Annotated in this window: 24 protein-coding genes; 5 read left to right on the top strand and 19 right to left on the bottom strand. The window is 73.1% G+C overall.

Going from position 1 to position 26,830, the window contains the following annotated elements; genetic code table 11:
- Positions 1-184: 184 nt before the first annotated feature.
- Positions 185-1,375, top strand: a complete 1,191-nt coding sequence (locus B082_RS0118040; protein WP_018553218.1) for a PQQ-dependent sugar dehydrogenase — start codon at positions 185-187, stop codon at positions 1,373-1,375.
- Positions 1,376-1,393: 18 nt separating this feature from the next.
- Here B082_RS0118040 and B082_RS0118035 read toward each other — a convergent pair whose 3' ends face one another.
- From B082_RS0118035 to B082_RS0117975, 13 genes are all read right to left on the bottom strand, one after another.
- Positions 1,394-4,534: a helix-turn-helix transcriptional regulator gene (locus B082_RS0118035; RefSeq protein ID WP_018553217.1), complete on the bottom strand. Its 3,141-nt coding sequence runs from the start codon at positions 4,532-4,534 to the stop codon at positions 1,394-1,396.
- Between the two features lie 75 nt (positions 4,535-4,609).
- Positions 4,610-4,789 carry a hypothetical protein gene (locus B082_RS0118030; protein WP_018553216.1) on the bottom strand — a complete coding sequence of 60 codons (180 nt, stop codon included), beginning with the start codon at positions 4,787-4,789 and terminating at the stop codon, positions 4,610-4,612.
- A gap of 257 nt (positions 4,790-5,046) precedes the next feature.
- Entirely contained in the window at positions 5,047-5,646 is a 600-nt protein-coding gene (locus B082_RS0118025; RefSeq protein ID WP_018553215.1) for a hypothetical protein, read from the bottom strand.
- A 64-nt stretch (positions 5,647-5,710) separates the two neighbouring features.
- Positions 5,711-7,924, bottom strand: a complete 2,214-nt coding sequence (locus B082_RS0118020) for an MMPL family transporter (protein ID WP_018553214.1) — start codon at positions 7,922-7,924, stop codon at positions 5,711-5,713.
- Positions 7,925-8,171: 247 nt separating this feature from the next.
- The gene (gene gatB / locus B082_RS0118015; RefSeq protein WP_018553213.1) at positions 8,172-9,680 is read right to left on the bottom strand and encodes an Asp-tRNA(Asn)/Glu-tRNA(Gln) amidotransferase subunit GatB; all 1,509 of its coding nucleotides are present in this window, start codon (positions 9,678-9,680) and stop codon (positions 8,172-8,174) included.
- A 17-nt stretch (positions 9,681-9,697) separates the two neighbouring features.
- On the bottom strand, positions 9,698-9,931 hold the full coding sequence (locus B082_RS0118010) for a hypothetical protein (RefSeq protein ID WP_018553212.1): 234 nt from the start codon (positions 9,929-9,931) through the stop codon (positions 9,698-9,700).
- Between the two features lie 5 nt (positions 9,932-9,936).
- The gene (gene gatA, locus B082_RS0118005; protein ID WP_018553211.1) at positions 9,937-11,439 is read right to left on the bottom strand and encodes an Asp-tRNA(Asn)/Glu-tRNA(Gln) amidotransferase subunit GatA; all 1,503 of its coding nucleotides are present in this window, start codon (positions 11,437-11,439) and stop codon (positions 9,937-9,939) included.
- 5 nt (positions 11,440-11,444) lie between these two features.
- Positions 11,445-11,741, bottom strand: a complete 297-nt coding sequence (gene gatC / locus B082_RS0118000) for an Asp-tRNA(Asn)/Glu-tRNA(Gln) amidotransferase subunit GatC (protein ID WP_018102521.1) — start codon at positions 11,739-11,741, stop codon at positions 11,445-11,447.
- Positions 11,742-11,840: 99 nt separating this feature from the next.
- Positions 11,841-14,018: a putative bifunctional diguanylate cyclase/phosphodiesterase gene (locus B082_RS0117995; RefSeq protein ID WP_018553210.1), complete on the bottom strand. Its 2,178-nt coding sequence runs from the start codon at positions 14,016-14,018 to the stop codon at positions 11,841-11,843.
- 217 nt (positions 14,019-14,235) lie between these two features.
- The gene (gene ligA / locus B082_RS0117990; protein WP_018553209.1) at positions 14,236-16,464 is read right to left on the bottom strand and encodes an NAD-dependent DNA ligase LigA; all 2,229 of its coding nucleotides are present in this window, start codon (positions 16,462-16,464) and stop codon (positions 14,236-14,238) included.
- Between the two features lie 30 nt (positions 16,465-16,494).
- Positions 16,495-17,520 carry a methionine synthase gene (locus tag B082_RS0117985; protein WP_026249914.1) on the bottom strand — a complete coding sequence of 342 codons (1,026 nt, stop codon included), beginning with the start codon at positions 17,518-17,520 and terminating at the stop codon, positions 16,495-16,497.
- A gap of 29 nt (positions 17,521-17,549) precedes the next feature.
- Positions 17,550-18,239, bottom strand: a complete 690-nt coding sequence (locus B082_RS0117980; protein ID WP_018553206.1) for an SDR family oxidoreductase — start codon at positions 18,237-18,239, stop codon at positions 17,550-17,552.
- A gap of 28 nt (positions 18,240-18,267) precedes the next feature.
- Positions 18,268-18,807 carry a TIGR00730 family Rossman fold protein gene (locus B082_RS0117975; protein WP_018553205.1) on the bottom strand — a complete coding sequence of 180 codons (540 nt, stop codon included), beginning with the start codon at positions 18,805-18,807 and terminating at the stop codon, positions 18,268-18,270.
- A 77-nt stretch (positions 18,808-18,884) separates the two neighbouring features.
- On the opposite strand from B082_RS0117975, the gene B082_RS0117970 reads away from it, so the two are divergent.
- A complete protein-coding gene (locus B082_RS0117970) occupies positions 18,885-19,220 on the top strand; it encodes a DUF427 domain-containing protein (RefSeq protein ID WP_018553204.1) in 336 nt (111 codons plus the stop codon).
- A gap of 66 nt (positions 19,221-19,286) precedes the next feature.
- The gene (locus tag B082_RS0117965) at positions 19,287-20,087 is read left to right on the top strand and encodes an alpha/beta fold hydrolase (protein WP_018553203.1); all 801 of its coding nucleotides are present in this window, start codon (positions 19,287-19,289) and stop codon (positions 20,085-20,087) included.
- Between the two features lie 249 nt (positions 20,088-20,336).
- On the opposite strand, the gene mnmA is transcribed toward B082_RS0117965, so the two are convergent.
- The gene (mnmA, locus tag B082_RS0117960; protein WP_026249913.1) at positions 20,337-21,473 is read right to left on the bottom strand and encodes a tRNA 2-thiouridine(34) synthase MnmA; all 1,137 of its coding nucleotides are present in this window, start codon (positions 21,471-21,473) and stop codon (positions 20,337-20,339) included.
- Between the two features lie 61 nt (positions 21,474-21,534).
- Between mnmA and B082_RS0117955 the strand changes: the two genes are divergently transcribed.
- Positions 21,535-22,215, top strand: coding sequence for an N-acetylmuramoyl-L-alanine amidase (locus B082_RS0117955; protein WP_018553201.1), 681 nt, complete (start codon positions 21,535-21,537; stop codon positions 22,213-22,215).
- Positions 22,216-22,299: 84 nt separating this feature from the next.
- On the opposite strand, the gene B082_RS0117950 is transcribed toward B082_RS0117955, so the two are convergent.
- The 3 genes from B082_RS0117950 to B082_RS39510 form a co-directional block, all read right to left on the bottom strand.
- Positions 22,300-23,469 (bottom strand): cysteine desulfurase family protein, encoded by a 1,170-nt coding sequence (locus tag B082_RS0117950; RefSeq protein WP_018553200.1) that lies wholly within the window; start codon positions 23,467-23,469, stop codon positions 22,300-22,302.
- A gap of 86 nt (positions 23,470-23,555) precedes the next feature.
- Positions 23,556-23,906, bottom strand: a complete 351-nt coding sequence (locus tag B082_RS39910; RefSeq protein ID WP_018553199.1) for a hypothetical protein — start codon at positions 23,904-23,906, stop codon at positions 23,556-23,558.
- 57 nt (positions 23,907-23,963) lie between these two features.
- The gene (locus B082_RS39510; RefSeq protein ID WP_018553198.1) at positions 23,964-24,116 is read right to left on the bottom strand and encodes a hypothetical protein; all 153 of its coding nucleotides are present in this window, start codon (positions 24,114-24,116) and stop codon (positions 23,964-23,966) included.
- A gap of 136 nt (positions 24,117-24,252) precedes the next feature.
- Between B082_RS39510 and B082_RS0117935 the strand changes: the two genes are divergently transcribed.
- Entirely contained in the window at positions 24,253-24,903 is a 651-nt protein-coding gene (locus B082_RS0117935) for a TetR family transcriptional regulator (RefSeq protein WP_018553197.1), read from the top strand.
- Here B082_RS0117935 and B082_RS0117930 read toward each other — a convergent pair.
- Together B082_RS0117930 and B082_RS0117925 are read right to left on the bottom strand one after the other, a co-directional pair.
- Positions 24,900-25,865 (bottom strand): helix-turn-helix transcriptional regulator, encoded by a 966-nt coding sequence (locus B082_RS0117930; RefSeq protein ID WP_018553196.1) that lies wholly within the window; start codon positions 25,863-25,865, stop codon positions 24,900-24,902. The two genes, B082_RS0117935 and B082_RS0117930, sit on opposite strands and share 4 nt — an antisense overlap.
- A 55-nt stretch (positions 25,866-25,920) precedes the next feature.
- Positions 25,921-26,790, bottom strand: a complete 870-nt coding sequence (locus B082_RS0117925; RefSeq protein WP_018553195.1) for a thioesterase family protein — start codon at positions 26,788-26,790, stop codon at positions 25,921-25,923.
- Positions 26,791-26,830 lie beyond the last annotated feature (40 nt).

Here is a 26,830-nt window from a genome sequence, read left to right as displayed (position 1 = left end):
GGAAAGCCCCCGACGACCCGGGCCGGAAAGTGCCCGGGTCGGCAACCCCGAGGGCTGCCGCGGTGTAAGAACACATAGACAAGCGGCCGTCGAAGGGATCGGTGCGGTGTTCGGATCAGTGCAGGACCCGGTAGGGCGTCGTACGGGGCCCGGCGGGGGTGGCCGCGGGGCGCGGCGGGGCGCGGTGGCCGTGCTGGCGGCCGGTGCTCTGCTGCTCGCAGCGGGGTGCACCTCGCAGGACGACGCGGAGAGTCCGGCGGGCCGGGGCACCGGTTCACCGGCCGGCTCGCCCTCGGCCCCGTCCGGGACGTCCGCCTCGCCGTCGCCGTCCGCCTCGCGCACCCCGGCCGATCAGCCGCCCGCCAAGGGCTCGGTGACGGTGGTGTCGACGCTCACCAAGGGGCTGAAGTCGCCGTGGGGCCTCGCGGAGCTGCCCGGCGGTGACCTCCTGGTCGGTTCCCGCGACGAGGGGACGATCACCCGGATCGACGCGAAGAGCGGGAAGCAGACGCTGCTCGGCACCGTCCCCGGGGTGGCCCCGGCCGGTGAGGGCGGGCTGCTGGGCATCGCCGTGTCCCCGGACTTCGGCACGGACCACCTCGTGTACGCGTACTTCACCACGGCGTCGGACAACCGCATCGCCCGCATGCTCTACGACGAGAACGGCTCCACCCCCGGCCAGCAGCTCGGCGCCCCCGACACCATCCTGCGCGGCATCCCCAAGGGCACCATCCACAACGGGGGCCGGATCGCCTTCGGCCCCGACCGCATGCTGTACGCGGGCACCGGCGAGACCGGCGACGACGGGCGCGCCCAGGACAAGGAGTCCCTGGCCGGCAAGATCCTGCGGATGACACCCGACGGCGAGCCGCTGCACGGCAACCCGGAGGCGGACTCCGTGGTGTATTCGTACGGGCACCGCAATGTGCAGGGTCTGGCCTGGGACGCGGAGAAGCGGCTGTGGGCCTCGGAGTTCGGCCAGGACACCTGGGACGAGCTGAACCTGATCGAGCCGGGCGGCAACTACGGCTGGCCGGACGTCGAGGGCACGGCGCACGAGAAGGGGTTCCGCGACCCCGTGGCGCAGTGGAAGACCTCCGAGGCGTCCCCGAGCGGGATCGCCTACGCCAAGGGTTCGATCTGGATGGCCGGGCTGCGCGGCGAGCGGCTGTGGCGGATTCCGCTGTCCCGTGAGGACGGGGCGGACAAGGAGCCCCTGGCGGACCCGCAGGCGTTCCTGGAGGGCGAGTACGGCCGGCTGCGGACCGTGCTGGCGGCGGGCGGCGACAAGCTCTGGCTGGTCACCAGCGAGACCGACACCCGGGGCACCCCGAAGGCCGGCGACGACAGGATCCTGCTGATCGAGGTGGAGTAGGGCCCGGCGGCGGCAGGCTCACGGATTCTCCGGCATGCGGTACAGACGCAGCCGGTGGGCCAGGGCCGCCGCCTCGCCCCGGCCGGTCACGCCCAGCTTGGCGAGAATGTTGGAGACGTGGACGCTGGCGGTCTTGGGCGAGATGTACAGCTGCTCGGCGATCCTGCGGTTGGTGAGGCCCGCCGCGACCAGCCGGTGCACGTCCTGCTCGCGCGGGGTCAGGCCGAAGGACTCCACGGCGGCGGCCGCGGCCCGCAGCTGCTCCTCGGACGGGTCCCGGACCGGGGGCGGCCCGGTGGCGCCGGTCTCGTCCGGGACGACGACCGCCGCCGGTATCTCCTCGGCCGCCGCCTCCCCGGCGGCGGTGAGGGTGATGCGGGCGCGGCCCGCCAGCAGCTCGATGGTCTCGGTGAGCGGGCGGGCGCGGAGGCCCACGGCGGTGTCATGGGCCTCGCGCAGCAGTCCGGTGGCGGTGGCCCGGTCACCGGAGGCGACGAGCAGGGCCTCCGCCCAGCGGTGGCGGATCTGCGCCAGTTCGTACGGGCGGTGCAGCGGGGCGAAGGCCCGCGCGGCGCGGGCCCAGTGGTCGGGGGTGTCGGTGCCCTCAGCCCTGGCCAGCTCCGCGTCGATCAGCAGCACATGGGCGGCCCACACCGGGACGAGGGCCGGCAGCCGCTTGAGGTGGGTGCGGACCAGGTCGAGGATGGCGGGCCGGTCGGGCTCGGTGGCGGGCAGCCCCCGGGCGTCGGCCTCCGCGGCGGCGACGACGTGCAGCATCGGGAAGGCGTACCGCTGGGTGCCGGTGGGGAAGCCCTCGGCGGCCTGGGCCCGGAAGGCGGCGCGGGCCTCGGGCAGCCGGCCCTGTTGCACGGCGAGCTGGATGGCGTGCCGCACGGGGTTGATGAAGTGCTGCGGCTGTGGGTCGCTGGAGCCGAAACACCTTCGGGTCAGAGCGAGTTGGCGCTCCGCCTCGACGAGGTCGCCGCGCGCGACGGCCACTTCGGTGCGGCGGGCGGCGACGAGCCCCTGCGACTTGCGGGACAGCGACTTGCGGGCGGCCGCGTCGGTGGTGGCCACCGCCTCGTCCCAGCGCCCCAGCGCGAACAGGGACATCGCCTGGTTGGTGCGGACCCAGGCCTCCATGTCCGCGACGCCGTGCTCGTGGCAGATCCCGATGCCGTGGTCGGCGGCGGTCACCGCTTCCAGGGAGCGGCCCATGGCCTCCAGGGTGGAGGGGAGGTTGATGCTGGCGCGGCCCATGATGTCGATGAGGCCCAGCTCGTCGGCCCGGTCGCGGACGGCGTACATCTCGGCGATGCCCTCGTCGACGGCCCCGGCGTCCGCGTTGAGCCAGCCGCGGGTGAGCCGGGCGTGCAGCTCGATGTACTCGTCGCCGACCAGTTGCGCGTACTCCACGGCCCGGTCGGCGGCGGCCAGGGTGTCGGCGCCGGGGAGGTGCAGGGCGCCCCAGCCCGCCACCATCATCAGGACGTCCGCGTGCACCGCCGACGGGGGCAGGCCCCGCACCAGCCGTTCGGCCGTGGCCAGCTCCTCCCAGCCGTCGCCGCGGGTGAGGTCCTGGACCAGGCGGGAGCGCTGCACCCAGAACCAGGCGGCGCGCAGGGCGTCGTCCTCGCTCTCCAGGATGCGCAGCGCCTTCTTGCAGATGGCGAAGGCCCGTTCGCGCTCTCCGCCGAGGCGGGCGGCGACGGTTGCCTCGGCCATCAGGTCGAGATAGCGCAGCGGGGTGCCGCCGTCCCGCCCGCAGGCGGGGTAGACCTCGGCGTAGTCGATCGGGCGCAGGGTGGCGCGTACCGCCTCGGGGGCGTCGTCCCACAGCTCCAGCGCCCTTTCCAGCAGCCGCAGTTGTTCGGCGTAGGCGTTGCGGTGGCGGGCTTCGACGGAGGCCCTCAGGACGGCGGGCAGCGCCTTGGCCGGGTCGTGCGCCCCGTACCAGTAGCTGGCCAGGCGGGTGGCGCGCTCGCCGCCGGCCACCAGGCCGGGGTCGGCCTCCAGGGCCTCGGCGTAGCGGCGGTTGAGCCGTGAGCGTTCGCCGGGGAGCAGGTCGTCGCTGACGGCCTCGCGGACCAGGGAGTGGCGGAAGCGGTAGCCGTTGCCCTCCGGGGTCGTGAGCAGCAGGTTGGCGCCGACGGCGGTGCGCAGGGCCTCGATGAGGTCGTCCTCGGCAAGCCCGGCAACGGCGGCGAGCAGCTCGTACTCGACGGCGGAGCCGCCCTCGGCGACGATCCTGGCGATCTTCTGGGCGTCGTCGGAGAGCGCTTCGACGCGGACGAGGAGGAGGTCGCGCAGCGAGTCGGGCAGGCCGGCCCCGTCCCCGCACTCCAGGGTGCAGGCCAGCTCCTCGACGAAGAAGGCGTTGCCGTCGGAGCGCTCGAATATCTCGTCCACGAGGGCCGGTTCGGGGGTGTCGGCGAGGATGCCGGCGAGTTGGCGGCGGACCTCGGACCGGGTGAACCGGGCGAGTTCGATGCGGCGGACGGTGCGCAGCCGGTCCAGTTCGGCGAGGAGGGGGCGCAGCGGGTGGCGGCGGTGGATGTCGTCGGCGCGGTAGGTGCCGACGACGACGAGGCGGCCGCTGCTCAGGGTGCGGAAGAGGTAGGCGAGGAGGTGGCGGGTGGAGGAGTCCGCCCAGTGCAGGTCCTCCAGGACGAGGACGACGGCCCGGTCGGCGGAGATGCGCTCCAGCAGCCGGACGGTGAGTTCGAAGAGGCGGGCGGTGCCGAGCTCGTCGAAGCCGTCCCGGCCCGTCTCGCCCAGCTCGGGCAGGAGCCGGGCCAGCTCGCCCTCCTGGCCGGCGCAGGCGGCGGCCATCTCCTCGGGCAGCGCGCGCAGCAGGGCGCGCAGGGCGGTGGAGAAGGGGGCGTACGGCAGGCCGTCGGCGCCGATCTCGACGCAGCCGCCGACGGCGACGACGGCCTCGCGGCGGACGGCCACGGCGAGGAACTCCTCGACCAGGCGGGTCTTGCCGACCCCTGCCTCGCCGCCGATGAGCAGTGCCTGCGGTTCGCCGCCGAACCCCCCGGCGGCGCCGGAGGGTTCGGCGGTGGCTCGGGTGAGCGCGCCGGTGAGCGAGGTGAGTTCGCCGGTGCGGCCGACGAACACGGGGCTGACTGACCTGGTCTCCACGTGGCCGAGCATCGCACACGGGTCCGACAACGCGGCCGGAATTTCCCGGGCGCTCATGCCGTGCGGTCCCGGTCCATCGGGCCCGCCCTACGCGGCGTGGGTGAACCGTTCCCAGGCGCCGGCCGTACTCACCGGCCTCTCGCCGTCCTGGCGTGCGGAACCGCGGGCGGACCGGCGGGCGGACCGGGCCTCCCTGACGAGCCGCTGGTGGTCGGCGCGGCGGACCAGTTCGGCCTGCATGATCTTGTGGAGTTCGAGCTCGTACATGGGATGTCCCCCTGGATGACGGGCCCGTCAGGGCCTCGGCGGCGGCAGTTCATCCGCCGTGCCACCACTCTCGTCCCCCAGGGGGGGCGCCACATCGGGCGAGTTCCGCATCTGTGGGGTGCGGGGGCCTTAGGCGCGGGTCCGTACCACCGCAGAGGCCCGGTCGATCCGCCCCGCCATGCCTTAGGGCCGTGACCGGGGTCCCCTATCCCACCGTGGGAAGGGCGTTACCTATCCCGCCGTGGGAAGGGCGTTACCTATCCCGCCGTGGGAAGGGCCACGATGAGGTCGAAGTACATCGCCACGGAGATCAGCACGCCGAGGGTGCCGAGCGCGATGCCGCCCTTGGCCACCGAGCGGACCCAGCCGGCCTGCGGGTGCGTGGTCGGGGCGCCGAACGCGGGCCGGACCAGGACGTAGCAGCCGACCAGCAGGGCGAGCAGGCCGAACAGGCCGTTGACCAGGGCGGTGGCGTGCCAGGCGTCGCCGTATATCTCGGAGATCTGCTGGGCGGCCGAGCCGCCGGACGACGTCTTGATCTGGCCGATCAGGGTCTCGCGCTCGGCGGCGACCCGGCTGGTCCAGCCGCCCGTGAGCGAGACGACGCCGAGTCCCGCGGAGACGACGGCCGCCGCGCCGGCGACGAGCCCGGAGGACTCCTCGTTGTCGGTGTCGTGCTCGTCGGTGTCCTGCTCGTCGGCTTCGAGTTCCGCGCCCGCCTCGGCCCCCCGGCCCGCCTCGTCGGTGTCCTGCTGGTCCGCGTCCTTCGCCGCGGTGTCGGTGACGTTCTCGGTCGTCTTCTCGCCGTCGCCCTCGGCGACGGGGGCTGCGGGAGTGGTGGGAGTCGTGGGGTTCATGGGACGCACGCTAGGTGGCGCAGATGAGAGGCCGCTTAACGGACGTCGGCGTCCCGGCGCGCGGTCAATGGACGCGCTCGGCGATGGCCTCCTCGCGGGCCGGCGCCCCCGGGGCCGGTACGCGCGGCACGGCGCGGTCGGGCGGTTCGACGCTCAGGCGGGGCAGCCGCCGCTCCAGCCAGCCGGGCAGCCACCAGTTCGCCCCGCCCAGCAGGTGCATCAGCGCCGGGACGAGCAGGGTGCGCAGGACGAAGGCGTCCAGGGCCACGGCCGCCGCCAGGGCGATGCCGAACATCGCGATGACCCGGTCGCCGCTCAGGACGAAGGCGAGGAACACCGAGATCATGATCACCGCGGCCGAGTTGATCACCCGGCCGGTCTCGGCGAGGCCCACCCGGACCGCGCGCCGGTTGTCGCCGGTCTCCAGCCACTCCTCGTACATCCGGCCGACCAGGAAGACCTGGTAGTCCATGGAGAGGCCGAAGAGCACCGAGACCATGATGACCGGGAGGAAGGGCTCGATGGGGCCCGCGCTGCCGAGGCCCAGCAGTTCGCTGCCCCAGCCCCACTGGAAGATCGCGACGACGACACCGAACGACGAGGCGACCGCCGCGACGTTCATCGCGGCCGCCTTGAGCGGAATGCCGATGGACCGGAAGGCCATCAGCAGGAGCAGGCAGCCGAGCCCTATGACGACGCCGATGAAGAGCGGCAGTTTGCCGATGATGATCTGCGCGAAGTCGTCGTAGCTGGCGGTCACCCCGCCCACATGGGTCTCCAGCGAGGTGTTGTCCGCCGCCTTCGGGAGCACGTCCGTGCGCAGCCGCTCGACCAGGACGCTGGTCTCGCGGGACTGCGGCGAGGAGTCGGGGACGACGGTGACGTACGCCGTGTCGCCGCCCGCGTTGTACGTGACGGGGTGGACCCGGGCCACCCCGTCGACGGCCCGCAGGGTGGCGGGCAGGGCGTCCATCGCGAGCCGGTCGTCGGCGCCGTCCAGGTGCGCGGCGATGGTCAGCGGCCCGTTGACACCGGGGCCGAAGCCGTCGGCGAGCAGGTCGTACGCCTGCCGGGTGGTGGAGGACCGGGCGTTGTTGCCCTGGTCGGAGCTGCCGAGGTGGAGCGAGAAGGTGGGCAGGGCGAGGACCAGCATCACGACGACGGCGAGGGAGCCCAGCAGTTTGGGGTGCCGTTCCACGAAGGCGGACCAGCGGGCGGCGAGGCCGGTGGGCGATTCGGGCTGCGGCCCGTGGGCGGCCAGCCGGGCGCGTTCGCGTCGGCTCAGCGCCCGCAGCCCGATGAGCGACAGCAGGGCCGGCAGCAGGGTCACCGAAGCGGCGACGGTCAGGACGACGGTGACGGACGCGGCGACGGCGACGCCGTTGAGGAAGCTCAGCCGCAGGATCAGCATGCCGAGCAGCGCGATGCAGACGGTGGCTCCGGCGAAGACGACGGCCCGCCCGGTCGTCGCGACCGCGTGCTGCGCGGCCTCGGGAACGGTCAGCCCGCGCCGCAGCCCTCTGCGGTGCCGGGTGACGATGAACAGCGCGTAGTCGATGCCGACGCCGAGCCCTATCAGCATGCCCAGCATCGGCGCGAAGTCGGCGACGGTCATGATGTGGCCGAGCAGCACGATGCCCGCGTAGGCGGTGCCGACAGAGACGAGCGCGGTGGCGATGGGCAGCATGCTCGCGGCGAGCGAGCCGAAGGCGAGGAAGAGGACGACGGCCGCGACGGCGACCCCGATGGCCTCGCTGAGGTGCACGGCCGGTGCCTCGGTGAGGGCGACGGCCGAGCCGCCCAGTTCGACACGCAGGTGCGGGCTCTCGGCGGCCTTCGCGGTGTCCACGACCGCCTGGGCCTGCCCCACGGGGACGTCGTCGGCGCGCTGGTGGAAGGTGACGGTGGCGTAGGCGGTGCGCCCGTCCGCGCTGATCTGCGCGGCGCCGGTCTCCGTGTACGGTCCTTCGACCGCGCCGACGCCCGGCAGCCGCTCGACGGCGTGCAGGGTCCGGGTCATCTTCTGCTCTACGTCGCCGGCGCGCACGGTGGAGTCGTCGGTGTGCCAGACGATGGTGTCGGTGTCGCCGCCCAGATCGGTGAAGCCGCTCTTCAGCAGTTCGGCGGCCCGGCCGGACTCGGTGCCTGGCGCCTCGTAGTCGTTGGAGTAGGCCGACCCCGCGAACCCCGCGGCTGCGGCCGTGCCCCCGAGGGCGAACAGCCAGATGAGGACGGCGAGGAGGCGGTGCGTGACGCACCAGCGGGCGATGGCAGCCAAGGGACGTACTCCCTGCGGGTTCGTGCCTCCCCGGGGGCTCGACGAGCCGACCGCAGGAAAACGCATGACCTGAGAACGGCCACTCTTGCAGCCATCTGTGATCATTTGCCCGTTTCGTGGGGAGGGTCACAGGGTGCGGATCACGCTATGGGCGACATCGGCACCCCCGTACGAGGGACCCGGCACGGCGAAGGGGCGGCGCCACCGGTCCGTACCGGAAGCACCGCCCCTCGGGGCTGGGAAGGGCTCAGCCCTCGACGCCGAGCTTCTCCAGGATCAGCTCGCGCACCCGGGCCGCGTCCGCCTGGCCACGGGTCGCCTTCATGACCGCGCCGACCAGCGCACCGGCCGCCGCGACCTTGCCGCCGCGGATCTTGTCCGCGATGGCGGCGTTGCCCGCGATGGCCTCGTCCACGGCCGTGGACAGCGCGCCCTCGTCGGAGACGACCTTCAGGCCGCGCTTCTCGACGACGGTGTCCGGGTCGCCCTCGCCCGCGAGGACACCCTCCAGGACCTGGCGGGCCAGCTTGTCGTTGAGGTCGCCCGAGGCGACGAGCTCGGCGACCCGGGCGACCTGCGCCGGGGTGACGGGCAGCTCGTCCAGACCGCGGCCGGTCTCGTTGGCATTACGCGCCAGCTCGCCCATCCACCACTTGCGGGCCTGGTCCGACGGGGCGCCCGCCTCGGTCGTGGCCACGATCAGCTCGACCGCGCCCGCGTTGAGGATGGACTGCATGTCGTGCTCGGAGACGCCCCACTCCTCCTTGAGCCGGGCGCGGCGCAGCCGCGGCAGCTCGGGGAGCCCCCTGCGCAGCTCCTCGACCCACTCGCGGGCCGGGGCGACCGGCACGAGGTCGGGCTCGGGGAAGTAGCGGTAGTCCTCGGCGTTGTCCTTGATGCGGCCGGCCGTGGTGGAGCCGTCCTCCTCGTGGAAGTGCCGGGTCTCCTGCACGATCGTGCCGCCGGAGTTCAGCACCGCGGCGTGGCGCTGGATCTCGAAGCGGGCGGCCCGCTCGACGGAACGCAGCGAGTTCACGTTCTTCGTCTCGGAGCGCGTACCGAACTTCTCGGTGCCGTTCGGGCGCAGCGACAGGTTGACGTCGCAGCGCATCTGGCCCATCTCCATGCGGGCCTCCGAGACGCCGAGCGCCTTGATCAGCTCGCGCAGCTCGGCGACGTACGCCTTGGCGACCTCGGGGGCGCGTGCGCCCGCTCCCTCGATCGGCTTGGTGACGATCTCGATGAGCGGGATGCCCGCGCGGTTGTAGTCGAGCAGGGAGTGGGACGCGCCGTGGATACGGCCGGTGGCGCCGCCGACGTGCGTCGACTTGCCGGTGTCCTCCTCCATGTGGGCGCGCTCGATCTGCACCCGGAAGATCTCGCCGTCCTCCAGCTGGACGTCCAGATAGCCGTCGAAGGCGATCGGCTCGTCGTACTGGGAGGTCTGGAAGTTCTTCGGCATGTCCGGATAGAAGTAGTTCTTCCGGGCGAAGCGGCACCACTCGGCGATCTCGCAGTTCAGCGCGAGGCCGATCTTGATGGCGGACTCGACGCCGATCTCGTTGACGACCGGCAGCGCGCCGGGCAGCCCGAGGCAGACCGGGCAGGTCTGCGAGTTGGCGTCCTGCTTCAGCTCGGTGGAGCAGCCGCAGAACATCTTCGTCTTGGTGCCGAGCTCCACATGGACCTCAAGGCCCATGACGGGGTCGTACGTCGCGAGGGCGTCCTCGTACGACTCCAGGTCGATGACAGTCACGGTGAAAACTTTCCCTCTCAGCCCAGCAGAACGTCGTCGTCGCCGAGACGCTTCAGTTCGCGATAGAGGATCGCGAGGCCCGTGACGATGGCGGCGGCGGACACCGCGGCGTCGACGAGCCGCAGCATGTCGTTGTCGTTGCGCGCGAGCTTCGCCTGCTTGGCGACGCTGATCGCGCCGAACGCGGTCGAGCCGAGCGAGATGTACAGCCCGGTCTTCGACTTCTTGAAGTTCTTGGCCTGCTTAGCCATGGCACTCACAGCGACGGAGCCTCCTCAAGCAGTGGGTGCCCCCACTTTTCCACGAATGCGGCCTCGACGGCGGCTCCGACCTTGTACAGCCGGTCGTCCTTCATGGCGGGAGCGATGATCTGCAGTCCGACCGGCAGACCGTCCTCGGGCGCCAGGCCGCAGGGCAGCGACATGGCGGCGTTGCCCGCCAGGTTGGTCGGAATGGTGCACAGGTCGGCCAGGTACATCGCCATCGGGTCGTCGGCGCGCTCGCCGATCGGGAAGGCGGTGGTGGGCGTCGTCGGGGAGACGATCACGTCGACCTGCTCGAAGGCCTGCTCGAACTCCCGCGTGATCAGGGTGCGGACCTTCTGCGCCGAGCCGTAGTACGCGTCGTAGTAGCCGGAGCTGAGCGCGTACGTGCCGAGGATGACGCGGCGCTTGACCTCGTCGCCGAAGCCGGCCTCGCGGGTGAGCGCGGTGACGTCCTCGGCGGACTTGGTGCCGTCGTCGCCGACCCGCAGGCCGTAGCGCATGGCGTCGAACCGGGCGAGGTTCGAGGAGCACTCGGAGGGAGCGATGAGGTAGTACGCCGAAAGGGCGAGGTCGAACGTCGGGCAGTCCAGCTCGACCACCGTGGCGCCGAGCGACTTCAGCAGCTCGACCGATTCCTCGAAGCGCTGGACGACACCGGCCTGGTAGCCCTTGCCGGAGAACTGCTTGACGACACCGACGCGCATGCCCTGTACGGAGCCGCTCCGCGCGGCCTCGACGACCGGCGGGACCGGGGCGTCGATCGACGTGGAGTCCATCGGGTCGTGCCCGGCGATGGCCTCGTGCAGCAGGGCCGCGTCCAGGACCGTGCGGGCGCAGGGGCCGCCCTGGTCGAGGGAGGAGGAGAAGGCGACCATGCCGTAGCGGGAGACCCCGCCGTAGGTGGGCTTGACGCCGACGGTGCCGGTGACGGCGGCGGGCTGGCGGATGGAGCCGCCGGTGTCCGTGCCGATGGCGAGGGGGGCCTCGAAGGAGGCGAGGGCGGCCGACGAGCCGCCGCCGGAGCCGCCCGGGATGCGCGTGAGGTCCCAGGGGTTGCCGGTGGGGCCGTAGGCGCTGTTCTCGGTGGAGGACCCCATGGCGAACTCGTCCATGTTGGTCTTGCCGAGGATGACGACGTCGGCGGCCTTCAGCCGCTGGGTGACGGTCGCGTCGTACGGCGGGACCCAGCCCTCGAGGATCTTCGAGCCGACGGTGGTCGGCATGTCCTTCGTGGTGAAGATGTCCTTCAGCGCGAGCGGGACGCCGGCCAGCGGGCCGAGCTTCTCGCCGGCCGCCTTCTTGGCGTCCACGGCGCGGGCCTGCGCGAGCGCGCCCTCGCGGTCGACGTGCAGGAAGGCGTGGACCTTCTCGTCCACGGCCTCGATCCGGGCCAGGTGGGCCTCGGTGACCTCGACGGCGGTGAGCTCGCCGGAGGCGATCTTCGCGGCGGTCTCGGCCGCGGTGAGCTTGATGATGCTGCTGATGTCCGTCATGGCTGTCAGTCCTCCCCCAGGATCTGCGGCACCTTGAAACGCTGCTGCTCCTGGGCCGGGGCCCCGGAGAGCGCCTGCTCGGGGGTGAGAGACGGGCGGACCACGTCCGCCCGCATGACGTTCGTCAGCGGCAGCGGGTGGGAGGTCGGCGGTACGTCTTGGTCGGCGACCTCGGAGACGCGGGCGACCGCGCCGATGATGTCGTCGAGCTGGCCGGCGAAGTGATCGAGCTCTTCGCCCTTCAGCTCCAGACGCGCCAGCCGGGCGAGGTGGGCGACCTCCTCGCGCGTGATGCCAGGCATGCAGCGATCCTCAGGGGTTGGTGTGTGGTTTTGGCCCAATCCTATGGGGTCGCCGGCACCGCCCACGGCCACCTGCCTGATTCGCCGCCCGGGACGGTCCTACGGCGTCGAGGGCCGTGAGCCGGCCGTCCGCCCCGAGGGGCGCTGCTCCAGCTCCGGCGTCGGCGCGGCGGCGGCCACACTCGCCGCTGCCGCGGCGGCGGCTGCCGCCGCGGCAGCCAGCTCGGCCGGGCGGCGCCAGCCGTGCTCGCCCCGGGCCCGCAGCCACGCGGTCGTCTCCTGGGGCGGCATCGCGGCCGCCACCAGCCAGCCCTGGACCGCGTCGCAGCGCAGATCCCGCAGCCGCTCCCAGGTCTCGTCGTCCTCGACGCCCTCGGCGACGACCAGCAGCCCCAGCGAGTGGGCCAGGTCGATCGTGCAGCGGACGATCTCCGCGTCCTCGTGGTCGATGGCGAGCCGGGCCACGAAGGACCGGTCGATCTTCAGCTCGCTGACCGGCAGCCGGCGCAGATGGACCAGGGAGGAGTACCCGGTGCCGAAGTCGTCCAGGGACATCTTCACGCCGTGTCCGGTCAGCCCGGCCAGGGTGTCGGCGGCCCGCTGCGGGTCCTCCAGGAGTACGTGCTCCGTTATCTCCAGCTGGAGCGCTCCCGCGGGGACCCCGTGCCGGGCGAGCCGGGCCGCGACGCCGCCCGCGAACCCGGGGGTGTGCACGTCGCGCGGGGAGACGTTGACCGCGACGGGCACGAAGAGGCCCTGTGCGCGCCACCGGGCGACCTGGGCGAGCGCCGTCTCCAGGACGTACTCCGTCAGGTGCGGCATCAGCCCGGAGGACTCGGCGATGGCGATGAACTCGTCCGGGGGGACCCGGCCGCGCTCCGGGTGCACCCAGCGCACCAGCGCTTCGAGCCCGGCCACCTGGCCGTCGAAGCGGACCTTGGGCTGGTAGTGCAGTTCCACCTCGCCCGCGTCCAGCGCGCGGCGCAGGTCGCCGAGGAGGCCGAGCCGGTCCGGGGTGTTGCTGTCCCGCTTGGACTCGTAGACCTCCACGCCCGTGCGGTCGCGCTTGGCCTGGTACATCGCCACGTCCGCCCGGCGCAGCAGCCCCTCCGCGTCCAGCGCGTGGTCCGGGAAGACGGCGACACCCGCGCTGGCCTCCAGGACCAGGGTGAGCCCGTCCAGGTCGAGCGGCGAGGACAGCTCGGCGACCAGGTGGCGGGCGACGCGCTGGGCGCTGGTGGTGGAGTCTGCGGTGGGCAGCAGGACGGCGAACTCGTCGCCGCCGAGCCGGGCCGCCTCCGCGCCGCGCGGCAGGGCGAGCCGCAGCCGCTCCGCTATCTGGAGCAGCAGCCGGTCGCCCGCGAGATGGCCGAGGGTGTCGTTGACCGCCCGGAAGCGGTCGAGGTCGATCAGGACCAGGCCGGTCCGGCTGCCGACGCTCTCGGCCTCCTCCAGCGCCGTCCAGGTCCGCTCCAGCAGCCACTGCCGGTTGGGCAGCCCGGTCAGCGGGTCCTTCAGCTGCTCCTCGGCTCGGGCACGGGCGATCCAGAGCGTGGAGTCGAGCGCGATCAGCGGCACCGCGAAGAGCGGCAGCAGGATGGGTCTGGCCATCGCGACGACGCAGATCAGCGGGGCGATGCCGAGCAGGGCGACGGCGACGAGGCCCTGGCGGAGCATCGCGGTGCGGGCGACGGTGGGCAGGCCGCCGCCCGGCTGGGCCCGGGAATACCACAGCAGGACCCGGGTGACGAGCAGATAGGTGGCGGCGGCGAGCAGCACCTCGGGGACGGCGGCGATGCCCCAGTCGAGTGGCTTCCACGGCATCTCGACGGACTGCACCTCGCCGAACGCGGCGAGCACCAGCGCCGCCGCACCGACCCCGAGGATGTCCACCGCTCCGTGCAGCAGCCCCTGCCACCAGCGGTGCCGGCGGGCGACGCCGACGAGGACGACCACGACGAGGCTGACCAGACCGGCGGGCACCCAGCCGTAGAGCAGCAGGACGGCCAGGGTGAGGGCGGCGCCGGAGCCGGTGCCGCCCCACCACCGGTCGCGGCCGAGCGCGACCAGGTGGCCGACGACGATGCCGGTGAGGACGGCGAGCGACCAGCCGGCCTTGCCGTCGGGGAAGAGAGCGTGTCCCCGGCTCAGGGCACGGTAGAAGCCGGTCGCGAGCTGGACCGCCGCGAGCGCGACGACGACGGCACCCACTTTGGGGGTGAGGCCGGCGAAACCCTGCAGCCGCGCCACCGGTGCGGCGCTCTCGGTCGGTTTCATTCCGTCCCTCTCACAGCCGGCGATGCCGATGTCACCCGATGATTCCGTGCCCGTGCCACCACGCCCCGGTCCTCGCCCGGTGGCGCATCTTCCAACAGTAGGCCGCGGAAGGCTTCTGCGGGCAGCGGTCTGCCGCTCTTGCCCAAATGCGAACCGACTGTTCGTCAGCATCTGCTATGCGCTGATCGGGTGACGTGGACGGTGTGTCGGTGACCCTTCACTCTCCGGGTGCGGCGTCCTCCTCCGGCGCGGGCTCCGCGGCCCGGCCCTCGGCCGGGACCGCTGCCTCGCGGGCCGCGTCCGGGCCCTGGTCGAGCAGTACGGCGAAGCCGGTCTCGTCCAGCACGGGGACCTTCAGCTGCACCGCCTTGTCGTACTTGGAGCCGGGGTTGTCGCCGACCACGACGAAGGCGGTCTTCTTCGAGACGGAACCGGTGACCTTCGCGCCCCGGCTCTGGAGGGCCTCTTTCGCACCGTCCCTGGTGTGGCCGGTCAGTGTGCCCGTGACGACGACGGTGAGCCCTTCGAGCGGCCGGGGCCCCTCGTCCTCGCCGGCCCCCTCGTCCTCCATCCGGACTCCGGCCTCCCGCCACTTGCGCAGGATCTCGCGGTGCCAGTCCTCGGCGAACCACTGCTTGACCGAGGCGGCGATGATCGGCCCGACCCCGTCCGCGTCGGCCAGCTCCTGCTCGGTGGCCTCCTCGATGCGGTCGATGGACCGGAACTGACGGGCCAGCTCACGGGCGGCGACCGGGCCGACGTGGCGGATGGAGAGCCCGGTGAGGACGCGGGCCAGCGGGGCCTGCTTGGCGGCGGCGATGGCGTCCAGCATGGCGAGGGCGTTCTTCTTGGGCTCGCCCTGCTGGTTGGCGAAGACCAGGGCCGTCTTCTCCTCGCCGGTCTTCGGATCGCGCTTGGGCAGCCCGCTGTCCTGGTCGAGGACGTAGGCGCGGATCGGCAGCAGCTCCTCCACGGTCAGCCCGAAGATGTCCCCCTCGTCACGCAGCGGCGGCTCGGCGGGCTCCAGCGGCCGGGTGAGGGCCGCGGCGACCACGTATCCGAAGTGGTCGATGTCCAGGCACTTGCGGCCGGCGAGGTAGGCGACGCGCTCGCGCAGCTGGGCCGGGCAGGAGCGGGCGTTGGGGCAGCGGACGTCGACGTCCGCCTCCTTCATGGGCTTCAGCTCCGTCCCGCACTCGGGGCAGTGCGTCGGCATGACGAACGCCTGCTCCGTGCCGTCGCGGAGGTCGACGACGGGCCCGAGGATCTCCGGGATGACGTCGCCGGCCTTGCGCAGCACCACCGTGTCGCCGATGAGCACGCCCTTGGCACGGACCACGTTCTGGTTGTGGAGGGTGGCGAACTCGACCTCGGAGCCCGCCACCACGACCGGCTCGACCTGGGCGTACGGGGTGACGCGGCCGGTGCGGCCGACGCCGACGCGGATGTTGACCAGCTTGGTGTTGACCTCCTCCGGGGCGTACTTCCAGGCGATGGCCCAGCGCGGGGCGCGCGAGGTGGAGCCCAGCCGGCCCTGGAGCGGGATCTCGTCCAGCTTGACGACGACGCCGTCGATCTCGTGTTCCACGGAGTGCCGGTGCTCGCCGAAGTACGCGATGAACTCCCGTACCCCGGCGAGGGAGTCGACCACCTTGTTGTACTTGGCGGTGGGCAGGCCCCACTCGCGCAGCAGCTCGTAGGCGTGCGAGAGGCAGTCGATGTCGAAGCCCTCGCGGGCGCCGATGCCGTGCACCACCATGTGCAGCGGGCGGGTGGCGGTGACCTTGGGGTCCTTCTGGCGCAGCGAACCGGCCGCCGCGTTGCGCGGGTTGGCGAAGGGCTTGTCGTCGGCCTCGACCAGCCGGGCGTTCAGCTCCTCGAACCCCTCCATCGGGAAGAAGACCTCGCCGCGGATCTCGACCAGCGGCGGGACCCGGTCGCCCTTCAGCCGGTGCGGGATGTCGGCGATGGTGCGGACGTTGGGCGTGATGTCCTCGCCGGTGCGGCCGTCGCCCCGGGTCGCCGCCCGGGTCAGCACGCCGTTCTCGTAGGTGAGGTTGACGGCGAGGCCGTCGATCTTCAGCTCGCACAGGAAGTGGTAGCCGGGGCGGCCCACGTCACGGGCGATGCGCTCGCCCCAGGCGGACAGCTCCTCGTCGTCGAAGGCGTTGTCCAGGGAGAGCATCGGCTCGCGGTGCTCGACGGAGGTGAACTGCGTGCGGTAGGGGCCGGCGACCTTCTGGGTCGGCGAGTCGGGCGAGCGCAGCGAGGGGTGGGCCTCCTCCAGGCCCTCCAGCTCGCGCATCAGCCGGTCGAACTCGGCGTCGCTGACGACCGGCTGGTCGTTCACGTAATACCGGAAGCGGTGCTCCTCGATCTGTTCCGCGAGGAGATCGTGCCGATCCCGCGCCTCCACTGGCACCGCTGTCTGCTCTTCGCCGGCCATCGTCCCGTCCTCCCGTTACCCAACGCCCCGTTACTCAGGGTTGTCCGCAAGCGATTTGGCGGCCCGGCCGCAATGGGCGAGCGCGGCCCGTGCGTACGCGGGCGACGCGCCCGCGAGACCGCACGAGGGGGTGACCGTCACGGACTCGGTCAGAGTCCCCGGATTCAGCCCCAGCCTGCGCCACAGCGTCCTGACACCCATGACGCTACCGCCCGGGTCTGACAATTGGCCCGAGGCCGGGTCGGTGCCCGGCACCACCCCGAGGAACAGCCGGGTGCCGCCCTCGACGGCTTCCCCGACCGCCTCCTCCTCACGCTCGGTGAGAAGGGAGAAGTCGAACGAGATCCCGCCCGCCCCGGCCCGGCGCAGCAGCGCGAACGGCACCTCGGGGGCGCAGGTGTGCACGAGCGTCGCGGCCCCGCCGGCCACGGCGAGCACCTCGCGCAGGGTGTCCTCCACGACCTGGCGGTCCACGGCCCGGTAGGTGCGGTAGCCGCTCGCGGTCCTGACCCGGCCGCGCAGCACCGCGGTGAGGGAGGGTTCGTCCAGCTGGAGGGCGAGGCGCGCGCCCGGCACCCGGCGCCGGACCTCGGCGAGGTGGCCGCGCAGCCCCTCGGCGAGCGACTCCGCCAGGTCGCGGCAGGCGCCGGGGTCGCCGAGGAACGCCTCGCCGCCCCGGCGCTCCAGGGCGGCGGCCAGGGTCCAGGGCCCGACGGCCTGCACCTTGAGCGGGCCCTCGTAGCCCTGGGTGAACTCCTCCAGGGCGTCCAGGTCCTCACCGAGCCAGGACCTGGCCCGGCGGGTGTCGCGGCCCGGCCGGTCGCTGATCCGCCAGCCGCTCGGCTCGACGTGCCCGTAGATCTCGGCCAGCAGCCCGATGGTCCGCCCGATCATGTCCGCGCCGGGCCCGCGTCCGGGAAGTTCCGCCAGGTGCGGCATGCCCCCGCCGTCCGCGAAGGAGCCGGTGACGGTCTTCGCCGCCTCCCGGGCGTCCCCTCCGGGCATCGAACCGATCCCGGTGGCCGGGCAGTCCCTGAACTCGCTCTTCTCGCTCACGCGGGAAGCCTACGGGCGTGCGCCGGGGGTCAGCGGCCGGGGCGCACGGTGAGGTCGTTGACCTCGGCGTCGCGGGGCAGGTCGAGCGCCATCAGGATCGTGGTGGCGACGGACTCGGGGTCGATCCAGCGGGCGGGGTCGTACTCCTTGCCCTCCTGCTGGTGGACCCTGGCCTGCATGGGGCTGGCGGTGCGGCCGGGGTACACGGACGTGACCCGGACACCGTTGCCGTGCTCCTCGTGGCGCAGCGAGTCGGCGAGCGCCTTCAGCCCGTGCTTGCTCGCGGCGTAGGCGCTCCACTCGGGGCTCGCGGAGAGCCCGGCACCGGAGTTGACGAACAGGACGTGCCCCTGGGCGACGCGCAGCTGGGGCAGCAGGAGGCGGGTCAGCTCGGCGGGCGAGACGAGGTTGGCGTTGAGGTGGAGGTGCCAGGCCTTGGGCGTGAGTTCGCCGACCGGGCCGAGTGCGACGACGCCCGCGATGTGCAGCAGCGAGTCGAGCCGGTCCGGCATCGGCTGCTGGGCGAAGGCCCAGGAGAGCCGGTCCGGGTTGGACAGGTCACCGACGAGGGTGCGGGCGCCGGGGTGGAGCGCGGCCAGCTCCTTGGCGCGGCCCGCGTCGCGGGCCAGGAGGAGGAGATCGTCCCCGCGCTCGGTGAGACGGCGGGCGACCGCTGCGCCGATGCCGGAGCCGGCACCGGTGATGAGGTGAGTGGACATGGCCCCATCGTCGCACCCGGCGCCCCGGTCACTGCAGGCCGGCCGACTCCTCCAGGTAGGCCATGGCGCCGACCCCGTCCTCGGCGAAGAACACCAGCTCGGTCAGGGGCAGCGGCAGGAAGCCCTCGTCCTCCATCCGCCGGAACTGCTCGCGCAGCCCGTCGTAGAAGCCCGCGGTGTTGAGGAGGACGACCGGCTTGGTGTGCTTGCCATGCTTCTTCAGCTCCAGGATCTCGGTGGCCTCGTCCAGCGTCCCGGTGCCGCCGACCATGATCACGACCGCGTCGGCCTTCTCCAGGAGGAGGGCCTTGCGCTCGGCGAGGTCGCGCGCGATGACCATCTCGTCGGCCCCGGTCCGCGCCTTGGCCGCCAGGAAGTCGACCGAAACGCCGACGAGCTTCCCGCCCGCCTCCTCGACGCCGTCGGCGACGACCTTCATCAGCCCGCTCTCCGAGCCGCCCCAGACCAGGGTGTGGCCGCCGCGGCCGATCAGCTCGGCGAATTCACGGGCGGGCACGGTGTAGCGGTCGGGGAGGTCGGCGGCGGAGAGGAAGACGCAGATGTTCATGGCTGCCACGGTAGAGCCCGCCGCCGGCGGACCGGCAGCCGGGGAAGAAACCCGCCCCGGGAACGGCTGAGAGATACATGACTGCCACCCGAGGACACCACATCACCGTCGAGCCCGGCACCGAGCATGTGCGCGTGGTCCGCGACGGTCTGCTGCTCGCCGAGAGCCGGCGCCCGCTCGTCCTGCGCGAGACGGGCTGTCCGGTCCGCTACTACCTGCCGCCCGAGGACGTCCGTACGGAGCTGCTGACGCCTTCGGACACCCGCACGCACTGCCCGTTCAAGGGGGACGCCTCGTACTGGTCGCTGCCGGGCGCGGCCGATCTGGTCTGGGCGTACGAGGAGCCGAAGGCCGAAGTGGAGGCGGTCAAGGACCACTTCTGCTTCTACGACACCGAGCTGGTCGCCCGCTGACGGGTCGTCAATAAGTCTTTCCCCGGGCGCCGATGAGTTTCCGACGGCCCGGCGGTCCACCCTCCCATGGACATGATTCCCTCTCGCGACGGCACTCCCATCGCCTACCGGCGCCGGGGCGACGGGCCGCCGGTGATCCTGGTGGGCGGGGCGCTGGCCACGGCGGACACCGAGGCCCCGCTCGCCCGGCTGCTCGCGCCGCGCTTCCAGGTCGTCACGTACGACCGGCGCGGCCGGGGCGCCAGCGGCGACGGGGCGCGGTACGCGGTGGAGCGCGAGATCGAGGACCTGGCGGCGCTGGCCGCCGTGACGGGCGGCTCGCCCTCGGTGTTCGGTGTCGGGGCGGGCGGCGCGCTGGCCCTGGAGGCGCAGGCCGCCGGGCTGGGTGCGGCCCGGCTCGCGGTGTACGAGCCGCCGTACACGCCGGGTCCTGCCGGGCCGCCGCGCAAGGCCGACCGCACGGCCCGGCTGCACCGGCTGCTGGCCGCCGGGGACCGGGGCGGGGCGGTGGAGCTGTTCCTGACGGCCACCGGGGTCCCGGCCGACCTGGTCGCCAGGATGCGGAGGGCGCCGCTGTGGCGGACCCTGGAATCCGTGGCGCACACACTGGCCTACGACGACGCGGTGCTGGGCGACGGCTCGGTGCCGGCCACCCGGTTCGCCCCGGTCAGGACGCGGACCCTGGTGGTCTGCGGCGGTGCCGGTCCGGCGGCCCCGTGGACGGCGACCCGGCAGCTGGCGGACGCGCTGCCCCGGGGCCGCCACCGCACGCTGACGGGCCAGACCCGCGAGCCGGCACCCCAGGTGGTCGCCCCGGTGCTGGCGGAGTTCTTCGGCCGTGAGGTGTACGTCCGCCAGGCGTCCTGACGAGCGCCGGCGGGACCGGGGGCCATGGGCTCCCCGCACGGCCACGCCCGTACTGGGGTCGGGCGCGGCCGTGCGGGGTCCGGGCGTGCCGGGACCCCGCGGGGTCAGGGGCACAGGGCCGGTGGGCTGGGCGGTCGGGCGCATCGCGGCGTCCGTGCCGCCGTCGACGTACAGCCGAGCCGGGGGCCTGGCGCGCGTTTCGCCGCAGCCCCGGCATCGCCCCTGCGGCCTTCCCTCCTGACCGCCCGGTCAGGAGGCGGGTGCCCCCGCCGTCTCCCGTCGCACCGTCGTCGCGATGGTCGCGGAACCGACCACGCGCGTCCCGTCGTAGAGCACGACCGCCTGGCCGGGGGCCACGCCCCGCACCGGCTCGGTGAACGTGACGTGCAGGGTGCCGTCGGTCAGCTCGGCGCTCACCTCGGTCTCGCCGCCGTGGGCGCGCAGCTGGGCGGTGTACGTCCCCGGGCCGGAGGGCGGGGTGCCGCACCAGCGGGGCTTGATCGCGGTGAGCGCGGTGACGTCGAGGGCCTCGACCGGGCCCACGGTCACCGTGTTGTTCACCGGGGAGATGTCCAGGACGTAGCGCGGCTTGCCGTCGGGGGCCGGGTGGCCGATGCGCAGGCCCTTGCGCTGGCCGATGGTGAAGCCGAAGGCGCCCTCGTGGGTGCCGAGCTTCGCACCGGACTCGTCCAGGATGTCGCCCTCGGCCCGGCCGCCGAGGCGGTCCGCGAGGAAGCCCTGCGTGTCACCGTCGGCGATGAAGCAGATGTCGTGGCTGTCGGGCTTCTTGGCGACGGCGAGGCCCCGGCGCTCGGCCTCGGCGCGGATCTCGTCCTTGGTGGTGAGGGTGTCGCCGAGCGGGAACATCGCGTGGGCGAGCTGGCGCTCGTCCAGGACGCCGAGCACATAGCTCTGGTCCTTGGCCATGTCCGACGCGCGGTGCAGCTCGCGGCTGCCGTCGGCGCCGGGGACCACCGTGGCGTAGTGGCCGGTGCACACCGCGTCGAAGCCGAGCGCGAGGGCCTTGTCCAGCAGCGCGGCGAACTTGATCTTCTCGTTGCAGCGCAGGCACGGGTTGGGGGTACGGCCCGCCTCGTACTCGGCGACGAAATCCTCCACGACGTCCTCGCGGAAGCGTTCCGCCAGGTCCCAGACGTAGAAGGGGATGCCGATGACGTCCGCGGCGCGGCGGGCGTCCCGGGAGTCCTCGATCGTGCAACAGCCGCGAGCGCCGGTCCGGAAGGACTGCGGGTTCGCGGAGAGGGCGAGGTGCACACCGGTCACGTCGTGGCCCGCCTCGGCGGCACGGGCCGCGGCGACGGCGGAGTCGACACCGCCCGACATGGCGGCGAGCACACGGAGGGGGCGCTGGGGAGTCTCAGTCATAGCTCCCCCAGGGTACGTGGGGGCGGGAACCGAAAGCTCGCGGATAAGCGTTGTCCCTGACATGGGGACCAAGGGGACGGCGGGGTCCGGCACCGGGACCGGCATCAGCCGGCGCTCGGTGCTGATCGGCGGCGCCGTCACGGCCGTCGGTACGGCGGCGCTGGCGCGGGATCAGCTGAAGCGGGCCTGGTGGCGGCTGCCCGGCGTGGAGAAGCCGCGCACACCCGGCGCCGTGGACTACGCGCGGGCCGAGTGGGCGGCCGCCTCCGAGGCCAACTGGCGTCGCGCCGACCGCCCCGACGACTACGGCATCGACCGCGTGGTCATCCATGTCACGCAGGGCAGTTTCAGCAGCGCGGTCCGCGCCTTCCAGGACCCGGGACACCGGGCGGCCGCCCACTACGTGGTGCGCAAGGACGGCCATGTGACGCAGATGATCCGCGAGCTGGACGTGGCGTTCCACGCGGGCAACCGCTCGTACAACGAACGCAGCGTGGGCATCGAGCACGAGGGCTTCGTGGAGCGCCCCCAGGACTTCACCGCCGCGATGTACGGGGCGTCCGCCCGGCTCACGGCGGCGATCTGCGGGCGGTACGGGATCCCGGTGGACCGCGAGCACATCATCGGGCACGTGGAGGTCCCGGGGGCCGACCACACGGACCCGGGCCGGGGCTGGGACTGGGACCGCTATCTGAAGCTGGTCCGGCGCGCGGCGACGGCACCGGCGTCGGAGAAGGCGTAGACCGGCAAAAAGACGTGGCCCGGACGGAGCGCGTGGACCGGACGGAGCGCGTGGAGCGGACGGAGCGCGTGGAGTGAACAGGTCTTAGCTGAGTCCTGCCGTCCTGGCCCGTGCGACCGCCGGGCCGATCGCGTGGGCCACGTCCTCGACGTCCTGCTTGGTGGAGGTGTGGCCGAGCGAGAAGCGCAGGGTGCCCCGGGCCAGGTCCGGATCGGTGCCGGTGGCGAGCAGGACGTGGCTGGGCTGGGCGATCCCGGCGGTGCAGGCGGAGCCGGTCGAGCACTCGATGCCCTGAGCGTCGAGCAGCAGCAGGAGCGAGTCGCCCTCGCAGCCGGGGAAGGTGAAGTGCGCGTTGGCCGGCAGCCGCCCGCCGGGGGCCGGGTCGCCGCCCAGCAGGGCGTCGGGGACCTGTGCCAGGACGGCGTCGGCCAGCTGGTCGCGGAGCCCGCCGATCTCCCGGGCGAAGTCCTCGCGCCGGTCGGCGGCGAGCCGTCCGGCGACGGCGAACGCGGTGATGCCGGGCACGTCCAGGGTGCCGGAGCGGACGTGGCGCTCCTGCCCGCCGCCGTGCAGGACGGGCACGGGGGTGTACTCGCGGCCCAGCAGCAGCGCGCCGACGCCGGTCGGGCCGCCGATCTTGTGCGCGCTCACCGTCATGGCGGCCAGCCCGGAGGCGGCGAAGTCCACATCGAGCTGCCCGAAGGCCTGCACCGCGTCCGCGTGCATCGGCACGTCGAACTCGCGGGCCACCGCCGCCAGTTCGCGTACCGGCAGGACGGTGCCGATCTCGTTGTTGGCCCACATCACGGTGATCAGCGCGACGTCGTCGGGGTCGCGCAGGACCGCCTCGCGCAGCACCTCGGGGTGGACGCGCCCGTAGGCGTCCACGGGAAGGTATTCAACGTTCGCGCCCTCGTGGGTGGCGAGCCAGTCGACCGCGTCGAGCACCGCGTGGTGCTCGACGGGGCTGGCCAGGACCCGGGTGCGGCGGGGGTCGGCGTCGCGGCGGGCCCAGTACAGGCCCTTCACCGCGAGGTTGTCCGACTCGGTGCCGCCGGAGGTGAAGACCACCTCGCTGGGGCGAGCGCCGAGGGCGTCGGCGAGGGATTCCCGGGACTCCTCGACGGTACGGCGGGCCAGGCGCCCGGCGGCGTGGAGTGAGGACGCGTTGCCGGTGACGGCGAGCTGCGCGGTCAGCGCCGCGATCGCCTCCGGGAGCATCGGCGTGGTCGCGGCGTGGTCGAGGTAAGCCATGGTGGGCTCGATTCTACGAGCCCACGGCGGGAGCACGCCGGGCGCATGGGGTCCAGGGGCCTCGCGCCCCGGCGCGGCGGCGCCGGTCAGCCGCCGAAGTCCCAGGCGACGACGCCGTTTCCGGTGACCAGGAAGGCCAGGACCACCAGGTCGGCGACGCCGAGCGCGAGGCCGAGGAAGGCGCGGCCGCGCCGGGCGGTGGAGCGGGCCAGGGCGACGAGCGCCATGACGATCGCCGCGGGGCCGAGCAGGATGTTCATCACCAGCAGCCCGACGAGGCCCAGCACGAAGGAGGCGACGGCGAGCCCGTCGGCGTCCCGCGTGGAGCGCTGCGCGGGCGCGGCCCCGCCCTCGGTCCCGGTCCCGCTCTCGGTCCCGTTCTCGCTCTCGGTCCCGTTCTCGGACGTGGTGCGACGGGCGTACGCGGTGTGCGTCATGCTGCGGACTCCTTCGGGCATGGGGCGGTGCGGGGCGGTACGGGCCGGGGGCTGCCGTCACTGTGAGCGGCGGGTCCGCTCGCGTACGGCGAAGACGAGCAGCCAGCAGCCGATCAGGGCCCCGAGGACGAGGGTCAGCGGGAGAGGGATCTGGGCCACCGCGCCGAGCACGATCCCCAGCAGGAGCAGGGCGGCGACGAGGACGATCATGTGCGGCCTTTCCGTGTGCGCGTGCGAGCCGGACCATGCGGAGAGCGATACTTCGGAGAACAAGTGTTCACTGACTCACGAGTCTAAACCCGCACGACCCTTCCCCGCCCCGGAGAACAGTTGTTTACTGAATGGTGTGAGTCACACCGTCGGCACCCGCCAGAGCCAGAAGCTGAAGACGCGCCAGGCGCTGCTGGACGCCGCGCTCGTCCTGCTGGAACACCAGAGCCTGAGCAGCCTGGGCCTGCGTGAGGTGACCCGGGCGGTGGGCATCACCCCCACCGCCTTCTACCGGCACTTCGAGAGCGTCCCCGCCCTCGGCGTGGCCCTGGTCGAACAGACACTGGGCAGCCTGCACGGCATGATCGGCGCGATACTCGCCGAGACGGGCGACAGCGAGGTCCGGCTGGACCGGAGCGTGGACCTGATCACCCGTCATGTGCGGGAGCAGCCCGCCCACTTCCGATTCATCGCCCGCGAGCAGCACGGCGGGGTCGGCCCGGTCCGCGAGGCCATCGCGGCCCAGCTCCGGCTGTTCGCCGACGAGGTGGCGGCGGCCCTCGCGACGGAACCGGAGTCCCGGGGCTGGGCCGACGAGGACCTCCTGATGCTGGGCAGCCTGTACGTGGACCACATGGTGCTCACCGCGTCCGCGATGCTGGACGCGGGCCCGGACGGCGCCGCGCGGGTCGCCCGCGTCGCCCGGCGCCGCCTCCGCCTGGTCACGCTCGGCGCCCTGCACTGGATGGACGACGAACTGGACGACGAACGCGCGCCGCAGAGCTAGCGTCCTTCGTACAGCGCCACGACCGCCGCCGCGTGGGCGGCCAGCACCGCGCGGGCCTCCGGCGGCCGAAGGATCTCGACGTTCGGGCCGAACGAGAGCAGGGAGCGGGCCCACTCCACCGACTCCACGTCGAGTTCCGCGCGCAGCCACTCCCCCTCGCCACCGCCCTCCGGCGTCGGTTCGTCCGTGAGCACCGCCGCGTTCAGCCGGACGAACAGGTCGAGCCGGGAGCGGTGCACGCGGACCCGCAGGGTCACCCCGCCCCGCCGGTCCTCCACCCGCCGGCGCAGCTCCGCCCAGACCTGGGCCGGCTCCACGGGCCTGCGCACGACCGGCTCGTCGGTGAGGGTCGCGCCGCGCACCCGGTCGGCGCGGTAGAGCCGGGGCTCGCCCTCGTGGTCGGCGATCAGATACCAGGTGCCGGCCTTCGCCACCAGGCCGTACGGGTCGACGGTGTAGGTGCGCCCGGTCCGCGTACCGCTGTGCCGGTAGACCAGCCGCAGGCGCCGGTCCGCGAACACGGCCTCGTACAACTCGGCGATGTCCACGGCGGTGCGCGGGCCGCTCAGCCAGCGGACCGGGTCCACCAGGATGCGGCGGCTGGTCCGTTCGGCGGCGGGCCGGTGCGGGGCGGGCAGCGCGGCCATCACCTTGCGCAGCGCCGAGCCGATCGCCTCGTCGAGGCCGAGCGCGGCGTGGACCCCGTCGGCGGCCAGCACGAACAGGGCGCGCGACTCGTCGGCGGTCAGCCCGGTCACATCGGTGCGGAACCCCGGCAGCAGGGCGATGCCGCCGTGCCGGCCGCGTTCCGCGTACACGGGGACGCCTGACGCGGAGAGCGCCTCGACGTCCCGGTAGATGGTGCGTACGGAGACGTCGAGGCGCTCGGCCAGCTCGGTGGCGGGGACCAGACGGCGGGTCCGGAGCAGCAGCAGGATCGAGAGCAGCCGGTCGGATTTCACCGCACCAGCATCCCCCGGACCACCGCCGCCGTGTCGGCTGCGCGGGGCCGCCGTGTCAGCTGCGCGGGGCGCGGGCCAGCTGGCGCGACTGGGCGACCAGGCGGTCGGCGCTGTCCCAGACGTCCGCGTCCTCCTCCAGGAAGCCGCCCGCCAGGTTGCGGGTGGTGATGGAGACGCGGAGCGGTCCGGGGGCCGGGCGGCAGCGGATGTGGGTGGTGAGTTCGATGGTCGGGGTCCAGCCCTTGAGCCCCAGCTCGAACGAGGTCGGCGGCAGCGCGTCCACGGTGAGCAGCAGGGAGAGCGGGTCGGGGTCACGGCCGTCGGCCAGGCCGAACCAGCCGCGCATCTCGCCCTTGCCGGAGGGCTGCCCGATCGCCCAGCCGATGGTCGCCGGGTCGAGCTTGATGTCGAGCCGCTCGGTGATGGCGGAGCTGCCCGGGATGGGGGCGGGGCCGTCGCTGGGGCCGAGGCAGTGCTCGCGGGGCGGGATGGCCGGAGGCTTGGCGGCGGTGCGGACGTCGTCGGTGAGCGTGTCCAGGTCGCCGTAGGTGGCGAGGACCCGGATGCGTTCGACCTCGGTGCCGTCCTCGGCGTACTGGAAGAGGGACGCCTGCCCGGTGGACAGGGTGCGGCCGGTGCGGACGGTCTCGGTGCGGATCACGGCGGGGCCGGGCACGGACGCGGTCAGGTAGTGCGCGGAGACGGTGAAGGGGTCCGGGTGCGGCAGGGCCTCGCCGAGGGCGCGGCCGAGCATCGCCAGCAGATAGCCGCCGTTGACGGCGTGGATGATCGTCCAGCCGGCCGAGAGCTCGGCGTCGTAGATGCCCTCTTCGCGAAGCGTGACGGTGGTGTCCCGGTCGAACTCGCTGTTCCCGATGGTTGCCCGCGCGGTCTGCGCCGCCGCCTGGTCTGCTGCCTGTGCCATGAAAAGCACCGTACACCGATTGTATTACCGGCCGGTAGCT

The sequence above is a fragment of the Streptomyces sp. ATexAB-D23 genome (genome assembly GCF_000373645.1).
GTDB classification, from domain to species: Bacteria; Actinomycetota; Actinomycetes; order Streptomycetales; family Streptomycetaceae; genus Streptomyces; species Streptomyces castrisilvae.
The sequence above is the reverse complement of the archived record's forward strand: the minus strand, read 5'-3'. Positions and strand labels throughout refer to the sequence as shown.

Excerpts from the sequence above, each read along its gene's own strand:
- B082_RS0117995 (WP_018553210.1), bottom strand. The coding sequence starts at position 14,018 with ATGAAACCGACCGAGAGCGCCGCACCGGTGGCGCGGCTGCAGGGTTTC.
- gatA (WP_018553211.1), bottom strand. The coding sequence starts at position 11,439 with ATGACGGACATCAGCAGCATCATCAAGCTCACCGCGGCCGAGACCGCC.
- B082_RS0117965 (WP_018553203.1), top strand. The coding sequence starts at position 19,287 with ATGGACATGATTCCCTCTCGCGACGGCACTCCCATCGCCTACCGGCGC.
- gatC (WP_018102521.1), bottom strand. The coding sequence starts at position 11,741 with ATGCCTGGCATCACGCGCGAGGAGGTCGCCCACCTCGCCCGGCTGGCG.
- B082_RS39910 (WP_018553199.1), bottom strand. The coding sequence starts at position 23,906 with ATGACGCACACCGCGTACGCCCGTCGCACCACGTCCGAGAACGGGACC.
- B082_RS39510 (WP_018553198.1), bottom strand. The coding sequence starts at position 24,116 with ATGATCGTCCTCGTCGCCGCCCTGCTCCTGCTGGGGATCGTGCTCGGC.
- B082_RS0117975 (WP_018553205.1), bottom strand. The coding sequence starts at position 18,807 with ATGAACATCTGCGTCTTCCTCTCCGCCGCCGACCTCCCCGACCGCTAC.
- B082_RS0117955 (WP_018553201.1), top strand. The coding sequence starts at position 21,535 with ATGGGGACCAAGGGGACGGCGGGGTCCGGCACCGGGACCGGCATCAGC.
- B082_RS0118035 (WP_018553217.1), bottom strand. The coding sequence starts at position 4,534 with ATGCTCGGCCACGTGGAGACCAGGTCAGTCAGCCCCGTGTTCGTCGGC.
- mnmA (WP_026249913.1), bottom strand. The coding sequence starts at position 21,473 with ATGACTGAGACTCCCCAGCGCCCCCTCCGTGTGCTCGCCGCCATGTCG.
- B082_RS0117950 (WP_018553200.1), bottom strand. The coding sequence starts at position 23,469 with ATGGCTTACCTCGACCACGCCGCGACCACGCCGATGCTCCCGGAGGCG.
- ligA (WP_018553209.1), bottom strand. The coding sequence starts at position 16,464 with ATGGCCGGCGAAGAGCAGACAGCGGTGCCAGTGGAGGCGCGGGATCGG.
- B082_RS0117970 (WP_018553204.1), top strand. The coding sequence starts at position 18,885 with ATGACTGCCACCCGAGGACACCACATCACCGTCGAGCCCGGCACCGAG.
- B082_RS0118030 (WP_018553216.1), bottom strand. The coding sequence starts at position 4,789 with ATGTACGAGCTCGAACTCCACAAGATCATGCAGGCCGAACTGGTCCGC.
- B082_RS0118025 (WP_018553215.1), bottom strand. The coding sequence starts at position 5,646 with ATGAACCCCACGACTCCCACCACTCCCGCAGCCCCCGTCGCCGAGGGC.
- B082_RS0117925 (WP_018553195.1), bottom strand. The coding sequence starts at position 26,790 with ATGGCACAGGCAGCAGACCAGGCGGCGGCGCAGACCGCGCGGGCAACC.
- B082_RS0118010 (WP_018553212.1), bottom strand. The coding sequence starts at position 9,931 with ATGGCTAAGCAGGCCAAGAACTTCAAGAAGTCGAAGACCGGGCTGTAC.
- B082_RS0117980 (WP_018553206.1), bottom strand. The coding sequence starts at position 18,239 with ATGTCCACTCACCTCATCACCGGTGCCGGCTCCGGCATCGGCGCAGCG.